Source organism: Holdemanella sp. MSK.7.32 (assembly GCF_024460475.1).
Lineage (GTDB): Bacteria > Bacillota_I > Bacilli_A > Erysipelotrichales > Erysipelotrichaceae > Holdemanella.
The window spans coordinates 1-12,225 of record NZ_JANFYN010000058.1; the positions used below are offsets into that span (position 1 = coordinate 1).

At 35.6% G+C, this 12,225-nt stretch carries 11 protein-coding genes and 2 tRNA genes; 3 read left to right on the top strand and 10 right to left on the bottom strand.

Going from position 1 to position 12,225, the window contains the following annotated elements:
• Positions 1-287: 287 nt before the first annotated feature.
• The 3 genes from NE544_RS10740 to NE544_RS10750 all read right to left on the bottom strand — a co-directional run bounded on the left by NE544_RS10740 (position 288) and on the right by NE544_RS10750 (position 3,285).
• Positions 288-1,634, bottom strand: coding sequence for an MATE family efflux transporter (locus tag NE544_RS10740; RefSeq protein WP_256269321.1), 1,347 nt, complete (start codon positions 1,632-1,634; stop codon positions 288-290).
• A gap of 33 nt (positions 1,635-1,667) precedes the next feature.
• A complete protein-coding gene (locus NE544_RS10745) occupies positions 1,668-2,837 on the bottom strand; it encodes an AraC family transcriptional regulator (RefSeq protein ID WP_256269322.1) in 1,170 nt (389 codons plus the stop codon).
• Positions 2,838-3,006: 169 nt separating this feature from the next.
• Positions 3,007-3,285, bottom strand: coding sequence for a hypothetical protein (locus NE544_RS10750; protein WP_256269323.1), 279 nt, complete (start codon positions 3,283-3,285; stop codon positions 3,007-3,009).
• Between the two features lie 241 nt (positions 3,286-3,526).
• Here NE544_RS10750 and NE544_RS10755 point away from each other — a divergent pair, with 241 nt between their 5' ends.
• Together NE544_RS10755 and NE544_RS10760 are read left to right on the top strand one after the other, a co-directional pair.
• On the top strand, positions 3,527-4,090 hold the full coding sequence (locus NE544_RS10755; protein WP_256269324.1) for a TetR/AcrR family transcriptional regulator: 564 nt from the start codon (positions 3,527-3,529) through the stop codon (positions 4,088-4,090).
• A 91-nt stretch (positions 4,091-4,181) separates the two neighbouring features.
• Positions 4,182-6,143: an oleate hydratase gene (locus NE544_RS10760; protein WP_256269325.1), complete on the top strand. Its 1,962-nt coding sequence runs from the start codon at positions 4,182-4,184 to the stop codon at positions 6,141-6,143.
• 45 nt (positions 6,144-6,188) lie between these two features.
• Here NE544_RS10760 and NE544_RS10765 read toward each other — a convergent pair whose 3' ends face one another.
• The 7 genes from NE544_RS10765 to NE544_RS10795 all read right to left on the bottom strand — a co-directional run bounded on the left by NE544_RS10765 (position 6,189) and on the right by NE544_RS10795 (position 10,770).
• The gene (locus NE544_RS10765; protein ID WP_256269326.1) at positions 6,189-6,383 is read right to left on the bottom strand and encodes a hypothetical protein; all 195 of its coding nucleotides are present in this window, start codon (positions 6,381-6,383) and stop codon (positions 6,189-6,191) included.
• 33 nt (positions 6,384-6,416) lie between these two features.
• Positions 6,417-7,565 carry a DUF349 domain-containing protein gene (locus NE544_RS10770; protein WP_117573723.1) on the bottom strand — a complete coding sequence of 383 codons (1,149 nt, stop codon included), beginning with the start codon at positions 7,563-7,565 and terminating at the stop codon, positions 6,417-6,419.
• 99 nt (positions 7,566-7,664) lie between these two features.
• Positions 7,665-7,740, bottom strand: a tRNA-Ala gene (locus tag NE544_RS10775).
• Positions 7,741-7,766: 26 nt separating this feature from the next.
• A tRNA-Ile gene (locus NE544_RS10780) sits at positions 7,767-7,843 on the bottom strand.
• A gap of 57 nt (positions 7,844-7,900) precedes the next feature.
• Complete coding sequence (locus tag NE544_RS10785) at positions 7,901-8,356, bottom strand: threonine/serine exporter family protein (RefSeq protein WP_256269327.1); 456 nt, start codon at positions 8,354-8,356, stop codon at positions 7,901-7,903.
• 11 nt (positions 8,357-8,367) lie between these two features.
• Positions 8,368-9,117 (bottom strand): threonine/serine exporter family protein, encoded by a 750-nt coding sequence (locus NE544_RS10790; RefSeq protein ID WP_256269328.1) that lies wholly within the window; start codon positions 9,115-9,117, stop codon positions 8,368-8,370.
• Between the two features lie 39 nt (positions 9,118-9,156).
• Complete coding sequence (locus tag NE544_RS10795; protein ID WP_256269329.1) at positions 9,157-10,770, bottom strand: Na/Pi cotransporter family protein; 1,614 nt, start codon at positions 10,768-10,770, stop codon at positions 9,157-9,159.
• A 130-nt stretch (positions 10,771-10,900) separates the two neighbouring features.
• On the opposite strand from NE544_RS10795, the gene NE544_RS10800 reads away from it, so the two are divergent.
• On the top strand, positions 10,901-11,989 hold the full coding sequence (locus NE544_RS10800; protein ID WP_256269330.1) for a M20 family metallopeptidase: 1,089 nt from the start codon (positions 10,901-10,903) through the stop codon (positions 11,987-11,989).
• Positions 11,990-12,225: the final 236 nt, after the last annotated feature.

The window sequence follows — 12,225 nt, forward strand, 5'->3', positions numbered from 1 at the left end:
GTCTTTTGATTTATTCATGTGATTTCATCACCCCTATCTCATATACGAAATAAATTGAGGCTTTTCCAAAAAAGATGCATATTTTGATAATTTCACATAATTCAATCGGATTTCACAAGATTTACCAAAGTTATACTAAAATTATGACAACATGGGATGATATTCTATAAGTGCCTTAAAGATAAGGCAATGAATATAGAAATAAACCAATATTCATATCTCTCTCCTAAAAATAATAATAAACAAAAGAAACCATTCTAGACGCCAACACTAGAATGGTTTCTTTTTTATTCTTGCCAATTAATTTTTCTATAATATAAGAAAAATACAATACTTGATAAAGACCAAGTAAATGGATAAATCAAATATACAAATAAAATGTTATGGAATAGCATGTTCAACATTGTTAATAAGGTGACTCGCACAAGACACCAACACATAAGCATAACAACCATTGGAACCACAGACTTTCCTACTCCACGAAGTACAGCCGACACACCATGACTATACGCTAACATGAAGAATAAAATTGTCGCATAATGCGCACGCTCTACGCCATACTGTATAACTTGTGGATCATCCACAAACAAACGCATTAATGGTGCTGCAAACAGTGCAATCAATACCCCTATGGTTTCAGCTAAGCTGACGGAACAAACAAGTCCAAAATGGGCTCCTTTTCTAGCCCTTTCATATTCTTTAGCTCCTCTGTTTTGAGAAACAAAAGTAGTCAAGGCCATCATAAAACTTGTGATTGGTAAAAACGCAAAACCCTCAATTTTTGTATAAGTACCAATACCAGCCATAGCCAAGGATCCAAACGAATTGATATTCGATTGTATAACGACATTTGATATTGAAATTAAACTATTCTGAATTCCCGTTGGAATCCCCATTTCCAATATTTCCTTACCTACATCAGCATGTATATGAATCTTAGAAAGATGTACCTGATGACTTTCATTTGTCCGAATCAATAGATACAAACAAAGAGCAGCACTTAAAAACTGCGATAGAATCGTAGCCAAGGCAGCCCCTTCTACATTCATATGAAGTCCTGCTACAAATATGATGTCCAATACAACATTTACACAACTTGATATAATCAAGAAATATAATGGATGTTTACTATCGCCTACCGACTGCATAATACCTACACAAGAATTGTATAGAATCATTCCTAAAGACCCTAAAAAATAAATTTGTAGATAGGCAGTGGATAAATGAATCACATTTTTTGGTGTTGACATCCACCCTAACAATACAGGTGCCAACAAGTATCCAAAAACGGTTAAACCAATCCCAAAAATCAATCCAAACGCCATAAGTGTATGAATCGCATTCTGCATTCTTTCTTTATCATTTGCACCAAAGTAGCGTGCAATGACCACTCCTGCACCTACGGATATTCCTTGAAACAAACTGGTTAACAGAAAGATCAATTCACCACAAGAAGTAACGGCCGCAAGGCTTGAACTGCCCAAATAGTTTCCTACAATCAAGGAGTCCGCTGTGTTATATAGTTGTTGAAATAGATTGCCTAGAAACACAGGAAACGCAAACAGAAGCATTTGTTTCCAAATGGTTCCAGACGTCATTAACATTTGATTCTTTTTCATGTACATATCATACACTATTAACGCAAGAAAAAAAGTCCATTTCTGGACTTATTGAGAAATGCTCTTGGCATAATCCGTTGGAGAAATCCCATACTGCAATTTAAACTTCCTAGAAAAGTAGTGAATGGAAGTAAATCCTAAAATATCAGATATTTCTGAAATCGTCTGATTATGCTCATGAATCATGATTTTAGCCTGATTCAATTTCACATTGGAAATATATTGTTTTGGCGTAATATGAATATTTGACTTAAACAAATTCTGTAGACTTGACCTCGAAATCGAGAACTTCGTACACAAATCTTCCACTGTAAACTGTTTATATACATTATTATTGACAAAAACCAAAATTTCATTCAACAACGTACTCTCATAATGCTCTTGCATTGGATTCGTCGTTATAGAAGTAGATTCCTCTACCTCATCATCAAATTGATATAAAAGAATTAGAATCTGTTTTAAATACAATAGTACGAGTTCTGAATTCAAATGACCATCGGACTGAATGGATTTCATAAATTCAGACAACACTTGATAAATATCTTTTCGCGTATGAAAAACACGATTCTTTAAATCGCCAGGCAACTTATTATCCATATCAAACGTAATCGTCAGATATGAACAAGTACTCTGACTATCTGTACTTTGTGTATGGAACTGTCCCGGATAATATAAAATCAAATCATATTTAGACAATCTGTAACTATGACCATCTACCGTCGTATCCAAAGTACCATGATCAATATATGTCAATTCATAATAATCATGTGACTCACCAGGAAATGTATAATTCGATTTACGAACCTGGTAAAAACATGTAAAGATCTCTTTTAAATTCATCTTTGAAACCAAAGGCTGATACGAATATGGAGTCTCCATCATCTTCTGATTCATTCCATGACTCGAATAATGAATTTGAAGCACACTCTCTCTCGAGATAGAAACATAATTAAAATAAATATCTGGTTTTAAACGAACAACACGGTGAATAACATATTCCTCAAATTTTTTACCATCTTTACTCACCACTAACATGATAATTCCACTACGCGTATCCAAATATACTGGATCGCTAGAATAATAAAATGAATCAAACGTTTTATTTGTGATTTTAAAATCATTTTCAACATAATCAACCAAATGCCCTGCATTATGATTTACAGAATAGAATACATCCCCGAACTTCTGGAATGAATAATTCGTAGTTCTCTTTTGCATATAAGTAAATCTCCTTAGTTTTATGTCCTTATTATTTTTTGTTCTTTTTAGTTATGAAAGTTATTTATCTACTAAAAAGTATAAACCCAAACAATTTATTCGTAAAGTATTTTTCTGTAAACAAAAGCGCCTTATCTATCACATTACACGATAAATAAAGCGTATTTTATTATCTCATTTTTTCAATTAAAGGAACAATTACTTTATTGATTATCCTATAATTTGTCGTTCTTTCATCCCCATAATAGTATTCTTTAAATTCATCTAACGACAATCTCACTATTGTGATTAAAGACATTTCCCTATTAGTCCGCTTCCATATTTCATATTCATATGTATCCAAATCCGGCTTATTCAGAATAATATCATATTCTATATCATTCATACAAAAGCGAAAACAATCCAAGAAAAACACACCCATTTGTGATTCATCTACTGATATATACATAGTATCCATACCTCACTCTTGTATTATATCACTTCCCAAAATTTCACAAAATGTTTTGATTAAATTAACGAATGATAAGATTATAGTATAAATGTGTTTGAGAGAAGCACATCTACAATATTCAAAGGGCCCTATTACAGCTAGGGCAAGGCAAAATTCTGTTTGTTACAGCCACTCAGAATTTAATGTTCATGGTCTCCTAAGAATTGACGGGAGACCCTTTTTTTATTATTATTTTTGTATGTCAAACCTAACTAAACTTGCTCTAGAGCAATCCCTAAAAAGATTCTTATTAAAGAAACCATTGGATAAGATTACCATCAAAGATCTAACGGACGATGTTGGCATTTCAAGAATGTCTTTCTACTATCACTTTAAAGATATTTATGACCTTGTTGAATGGTCTTGTATTTATGATGCCACAAATGCACTAAAAGGAAATAAGACCTACGACACTTGGCAAGAAGGTCTCACATCCATTTTTGAAGCTGTTCTTCAAAATAAGCCATTCATATTGAATGTGTATCACGCTACAACACAAGACAGTATCGAAAGATTTTTGTTCACAACCGTACACGACCTTATTTTAGGGGTTGTTAGAGAAAAGGCTCAAGGCACCAACATTTCAGAAGAACAAATCCAATTCATTGCCGATTTCTATAAATATAGCTTTGTAGGCATTATGCTCGACTGGATTGGCAAAGGCATGAATGAAGATTATAATGAAATCGTCTATAACATGGCCAATACTTTGCATGGTTCTATCGCAAATTCCATTTCAAACTTTACAAATGAAGCAAAATGATAAAAAAATTATCATCTTGCTTTTTTTGTTTATGGTTTTTTATTTTGATTCTCACTATTATGTAGTCATAAAGAAAAAGGAGGACATGTATATGTCAAAGAATACTGTAAAATTAGGCATTGCAGGACTTACTGCTGCAGCTACAGGTGCTGCTTTATTTACCGCAAAAAAAGTGAGCGATAAAAAGAAAGAAGAAGAAAAGACATCTACAAGTGAATATCGTAATACAGAAAGAGGAAAATACGAAAAGAATTCTAAAGGTATTTACTACACTAATGGAAACTACGAAGCATTTGCTCGCCCAGAAAAGCCAGCTGGTGTTGATAATAAGAATGCATATATCGTAGGTAGTGGACTTGCTGCACTAGCGGCTGCTTGCTTCTTAGTTCGTGATGGACAAATGCCAGGGAAAAACATCCACGTATTAGAAGCAATGGATATTGCTGGAGGTGCATGTGATGGAATCTATGATCCAACTCGTGGATATGTCATGAGAGGTGGACGTGAAATGGAAAACCACTTCGAATGTTTATGGGATTTATTCAGAAGCATTCCTTCCTTAGAAGTTGAAGGGGCTAGCGTTCTAGACGAATACTATTGGTTAAATAAACATGATCCTAACTACTCATTGTGCCGTGCCACAATCAATCAGGGAAAAGATGCGCATACAGATGGTAAGTTTGACTTAAGTACAAAGGGTGCCATGGAAATCGCAAAATTATTCATGACACCAGACGAAGACTTATATGATAAGACAATTGAAGATGTATTCGATGAAGAAGTATTCGATTCAATATTCTGGATGTATTGGAGAAGTATGTTTGCGTTTGAAAACTGGCACTCTGCATTAGAAATGAAATTATACTTCCAAAGATTCATTCACCACATTTCAGGACTTTCTGATTTCAGTGCCTTAAAATTCACAAGATACAACCAATATGAATCATTGATTCTTCCTATGCAAAAATATCTAGAAGCTCATGGCGTAGACTTCCAATTCAATACAGAAGTCACAAATGTTGAGTTTGAATTTGTAGGTGACAAAAAAATTGCGAAGACAATCGAATGCAAAGTCAACGGAACCGAAACCGGCATTGTATTAACTGAAAACGATTTAGTATTCGTGACAAACGGAAGCTGTACAGAAGGAACAATCTATGGCGATCAAGACCATGCGCCTAATGGAGATGCTGAAGTAAGAACAAGTGGATGCTGGAGCTTATGGAAAAACATCGCAAAACAAGATCCAAGCTTTGGTCATCCAGAAAAATTCTGTTCAGACATTTCAAAGACAAACTGGGAATCTGCCACAGTCACAACATTAGATGATAAGATTATTCCTTATATCACAAATGTTTGTAAGCGTGATCCTCGCAGCGGAAAAACAGTTACTGGAGGTATTGTCACTTGTAGAGATTCAAGCTGGTTAATGAGCTGGACAATCAATCGTCAAGGACAATTCAAGAACCAAGATCCAAACAAAGTATGCGTTTGGGTATATGGACTATTCACAGATGTTGATGGTGACTACATTAAAAAGCCAATGAGAGAATGTACTGGTAAAGAAATTACGGAAGAATGGCTATATCACTTGGGTGTTCCAACGGATCAAATTGAAGAATTAGCTACAAATTCAGCACGATGCGTACCTACAATGATGCCATACATCACTGCCTTCTTCATGCCACGTACAAAAGGTGATCGTCCAGACGTAATTCCGGATGGATGCGTAAACTTCGCCTTCTTAGGACAATTTGCCGACACACCAAGAGACACAGTCTTTACAACTGAATATTCAGTACGTACCGCAATGGAAGCTGTATATGGACTGTTGGGTGTTGATCGTGGTGTTCCAGAAGTTTGGGGCAGCGTATATGATGTACGTGAATTATTAGATTCAAGCGTTAAATTAATGGATGGTAAATCGCCACTTGAAATCAACCTTGGACCTTTAAACGTATTCAAAAAACCAATTCTTAAGGCAATCAAGGGTACTGTAATTGAAAAACTATTAAAAGATCACGATGTGATTAAAAGCAATATGAAATACTAGAAATGAAAAGGAAGAAAGTCAATCCATACTTTCTTCCCTTTTTGTTTACAAGTCCAGCCAAAGTTTAAGTCCCGTAGTATCCGCTCTACCCGATACGAAGGTAACTTCTACATTATGATATTTTTCACACTCTTTACGAATATCCTTTACTTGGCCTTCTAATACAACTTCATTTTTTTGATTATATAATATTATTTTTGTCTCTGGATAAAACAGCTTCATACATTCATGAAAATTCATATAATAAACCCCAAGAAAAAGAGAGTAGATCAACTACTCTGCTAATTTCTTTTCAATATCTTCGATTTCTTGTTCAAGTTGTTTGATAAAATCTTCTTTATCTTCTACTTGATCCTGTAAGTCAGCTACTGTAGCTTCACTTACCAAACCAGTCATATCATCCTGAAGACGTTTGATTTGACGTTTTTGGTTTGCGATTTGTTCTTCTTTACGAGAAATAATTTCTGACATGTGTTCACGCCAGTTAGCACGACGCTTTTCACTAGCCGATTTTAAACCCGCAAAGTATTCGTCCATAACTCCTCTGAACTCATTCCAAATTTCGTCTTCTTTATCTTTTCCACAGAAACCAATTGATTTCCATTTGTTAGACAATTCTTTCATCATTGCCGTTTGTTCACGAGTATATTCCTGTAAACCAGCAATTGATTTAGCTTCCTTAACTAAAGCTTGTTTTTCAGCATATTTTTCATCATGTTCAACATGCAATTTTTCATAGAATTCATTACGTTTCGCATAGAATTTTTGGCGAGCCTCATTAAACGCATTCCATAAATCATCATCAAATTCACGACCTGCATTTCCAGCTGCTTTCCATGCATCCATCAATTCTTTATATTTAGCACTTGTTTTTTGCCATTCTTCAGAATCCTGTAAAGACTTAGCTTTTTCAATTAAATCTTCTTTTACCTTTTTGGCATTTTCAAACTGAACCGCTCTATTTTCCCAGTTAGCATGTTTACGATCATAGAACTTCTGACGAGCTGCATTGAAACGTTCCCACAATTCATCATCCGTTTTCTTTCCGGCATTTCCAGAAGCTTTCCATTCATCCATCAAAGAAGTCATTTTTTCAGTAGCCTTCTTAAAATCATCTGATAAAGAAGTTTTTTCAGCTTCCTTAATCAAAGCTTCCTTAGCCTCTACAACCTTTTGAGCCAATGCCTTTTGTTTCTCATAAACCTTTTCAACATTTGCCTCAAATTCTTCCCTTAACTTTTCTTCTGCCAAAGACTCACCAAATCCAGTCTTTCTCCATTTTTTCTTTAAATCATTCACAAAGCGAACAGCTTCGTTGAAATCTTCAATTTCGTCAACTTTTTTTGATTCTTCGACAAGAGCCTGTTTTTGGTCAATACCGGCTTCCATATCTTCAAATTCTTCGTAAAATTCTTTTTCCATACATCTACTCAGCTTTCTAATCATCCGATTACTTATGATTATAACATAGAATAAAAAAAGTATAAAAAAAAACTGCATCTGCAGTTTAAATTTTACAAATGGTGGAGCGTATCGGGATCGAACCGATGACCCCCTGCGTGCAAGGCAGGTGCTCTCCCAGCTGAGCTAACACCCCATTATAGTAAGCGTCTAAAGAAATCATGGTGGGCCTGAATGGACTTGAACCAACGACCTCACCCTTATCAGGGGTGCGCTCTAACCACCTGAGCTACAGGCCCATATCCCCAAGACGCTCATATATAATACCATAAATATTCATCTTTGCAAGTACTTTTTTACGTTTTTTCTAAAAATTTTCTCTTTTCCTGATAATACACACGCATAATTGTGGAAACCAATAGGATTCCCAAAGCCAAAACACCCGCAACACTCAATGTTTGAAGCCCCATATTTAGTGTGTTTTGAGCATCCCCACGAATGGCCGCAAGCATCGTACGATACATACCGCCTCCAGGAACTAATGGAATCAATGCACAAACTAAAAATGTTGTGACTGGCGTCTTACATTGTCGTGCCAATATTTCTGAAGCTAAGGCTAAACCTAAAGCCCCATAGAAATTGGATAATATTTCAGAACAATCTAAATACAGTCCCACCTTGTAACAGACACCGCCAATGGCACCTACAACTCCGGCAAACCATAAATTTCTTCCTTTAATATTAAATAGGAAACCAAACCCTAAACTAGCAAGGAATGAAGAGATTCCTGCTTTTAAAATCACATATATCATAATTCATTCCCCTATATCCAAAAATACATCACAAAACCAGCTCCTACCGCAATGGCAATAGCACACAAAAAGGCATCTACCGCTCTTGCGACGCCAGAAACATAATCTCCTGCAATCGTATCACGAATCGCATTGGTAATCGCAAGTCCAGGCACTAGAAGCATAAAGCTAGAAATAACCATAATATCCACATTCGTCTGTGGTAATACTTGATGGATCAATTGCGCACTTAGTGCTGCAGATCCTGCCGATATCGCATTATTCAAGAAAGAATTTAGTTTGTGTTTTGACAAGAAACAGCTGATACAACGAATCAAAATTCCAATAAAAAAGGACATCACAATTTCTAATAAAGTCCCATTAAAGAACATTCCAAATCCAGCAGCGCCAACCGCACCAAAAAGCATTGTCTCTTTAAATGTATAGCGAGACATCCCCTTAATTCGATCCAATTCACTAGCTAACTCATCCACTGACATTGGATTTGAACAAATCCTTCTAGAAAGCGTATTAATTTGATCAATACGATTCAAATCTACCTCTCCCGTATGTACCCTGCAAATACGCGTCATTGTCTGATTGTCATACGTCAAAGAAAACATGATACCCGTTAAAGTCACATAGCTATCCGCATATTCAATGCCTTCAAAACAACGACACATTCTGACCATTGTTTCTTCGACACGGCTGACTTCCGCACCACTCTCCACTAACATCTTTCCGGCTTCAATAATTGTATTTAATAACTTCTCAATATTCATACACAGATTATAACAAAAAATAAGCAGAAAAACTGCTTATTAATCAGGAATCTCAAAAGTAATTTTGTCAAGTTCTTGAGACACATTTAAAGCGTGGTCATTAATACGCTCAAAGTCTGTAAAAATACGTGACAACATCATACTGACTTCACTTGAACATTTCTTTTGTTTTAAAGCTTGAATCTGTGCTTCACGCCAACTAGATACAAGTGAATCAATCACATCATCTTTACGTTCTGCCTCTTCTACATCATCCAAATCATTCTTCATATCCACACATAACTTCTTCATGTGCTCTACAATTTCAATTTCCGAAATTGTCATATCTCCTTGAAGACGTTTTGTCGCCTGATGATTCATATTCACGGCATAATCACTAATACGCTCAATGTCCACTAACATCAAATAATAGCTAGACAAGGCTTGAGAAATATTCACATTCAAGTTTGGCGTAGCCAAAGCCGTACTAATATATTCACTAATGACTTTATCCAAGTAATTGACTGTATCCTCTCTTTTGTAGATTTGTTCATCTATCTTATCACTAAACTGCAACAATTGATCAAAAGCCTGATTTACATTCTCATACGCAAGCTCTAACATGTGCATAGTTTCATCATTGATTTGTTTCACTGAAATAGCTGCACCACCAATCATCTTCTTAGATTTAGGTAGTGGCTGCAAAAACAATAAACGCTCATCTTCTGTTTCTTTATTTTCAACTGGTAAGATGTGTTGCGCAAACTCAGCCAAGTATGTTCCAAATGGAAGCAACAAGATTGTTGTACAAACATTAAATATAGTATGCATATTCGCAATCTGTGCAGTCGCATTGTATGGCGTTAAATGAATAACCCAAGATACCAATGGTGTAAACATACATACAATTGTAAAAATCGTTGTACCAATGATATTAAAACTCAAGTGAATGGCGGTAGCCTGCTTAGCCTCACGACTTGTTCCAATTGAGGCAAGAACAGCCGTAATACAAGTACCAATATTCTGTCCAAACAATACATATACTGCTCCATCCAAACCAATAACACCACCGGCTGCTAGGGCTTGTAAAATACCTACAGAAGCTGAACTCGATTGAATCAAAGCCGTAAATCCTGCACCCACCAAAATACCTACTAATGGATTTGAGAAGTGTGTGACTAATTCAACAAATTCTTTTGATTCTCTTAATGGCATCATAGCTGTACTCATCATATTCATACCAATAAAAAGAATACCCAAACCTGCAATGATCTGTCCAATATCAGTTGCCTTGGCACTCTTTGTAAACATAATCAATGCCACACCCATAAAGGCAACTAATGGAGCAATGGCACTTACATCTAACGCAATCAACTGACCCGTAATAGTTGTACCCACGTTAGCCCCCATAATAATCCATACGGCTTGTTGTAACGTCATCATCTGTGCGTTGACAAATCCAACAACCATAACTGTTGTTGCACTCGAACTTTGAATAACCGCCGTAACAAGTGCACCTACAATGACGCCTAAAAATCGATTTGAAGTTAATTTCTCTAAAATTTGTTTTAAACGATCTCCAGCCGCAGCTTCAAGACCATTTCCCATCATCTGCATTCCATATAGGAATAAAGCTAATCCACCCAATAAAGACAATATATTTGTTGTTGTCATATTTTCCACCTTTTCATATTTTCGTATTTAATATAAATTTAAATGGAAATTCATACTATCTTTACAATGTTAAATCTATGTTAAATTTATTTAACATTTAGTATAATAAACCCAATAAAAGGAGAATTTTATGCCAACAATCATTGAAAACAGAAGAAATTTACACCAAATTCCAGAAATTGAACTTACCACACAAAAGACAGCACAATATATTGAAAACGTATTAGACTTATATGACTGCACCATTGATCATCCCATCCAAAATAGTGTAACCGCCTATTTTGACAATAAGAAAGAAAAGACAATCGTATTCCGTTCCGATATGGATGCACTTCCTATGGAAGAAAATACAGGCCTAGAATTCAAAAGCACCAATGGATGTATGCACGCCTGTGGACACGACGGCCATATGGCCATGGTTTTAGAATTAGCTAAATACGCCAAGGAAAGCGACTACAACGTCTTATTGTTATTTCAGCCAGGCGAAGAAAAACCTGGTGGCGCCAAACCTATCATTGAATCTAAATTCTTCGATAAATTTAATATTGCCGCCATCTACGGAACACACATCTATCCAGAACTAGAAAAAGGAAAAATTTATACACGCCCTCATGAAATGATGGCTGGTGGATGTGAGTTTGAAATTCTGGTAAAGGGAAAGGCAAGTCATGCAGCCCAACCTCAAAATGGAATCAACGCATTAACGGCTTGTGTTGAAATTCTACAAAAGTCTTTAGAACAAGAAGAAAAAGCCTTTGACAACAATACATTCCACCTATTACACTTTGGTACTTTCCATTCTGGCCAAGCCTTCAATATTATTGCAGATCAAGCTCATGTACGAGGATCTATTCGCTATTATGATCCAAAGGTATTTGATCAAATTGTTAATATCATTGAACAAAACATGAATAATGCAATCAAAAAATACAAGGTGCAAGTTAATTTCAAAGTCAATCATCACTATCCACCTGTACTAAATAATGAAGAATTATTTCATACCCTATACAAAAATAACCTAGTCAATAAACTAGATAGCCCTGTGCTTATTAGTGAAGACTTTGGTTACTACAGAAACGTAGCCCCATCTATCTTCTTCTTTTTAGGTACTGGTGACACCATTCCATTACACTCAAATAAGTTCACCTTTGATGAAGACATCCTATACAAAGGCGTAGAACTATACAGGAAACTATTAACGACAAAGATCCCATTCTAGTAAGCACTAGGATGGGTTTTTAAGTATCATGATAACAAAATCGGGTTCAAAGTAAATGAACCCGATATCATGCAATTCATTAAAATGAACCCAAAAATCACTCAAATAGAGCTCAACCTATCCCGTTCAACTATTAAGCGCATATTAAATAGGTTGCGTAAAGGCTCAAATCAAAAGACTATATAAAAATAGTTGGGGTCTAGATACGCTATAAGATTACATAGGGCAGTGTGCTA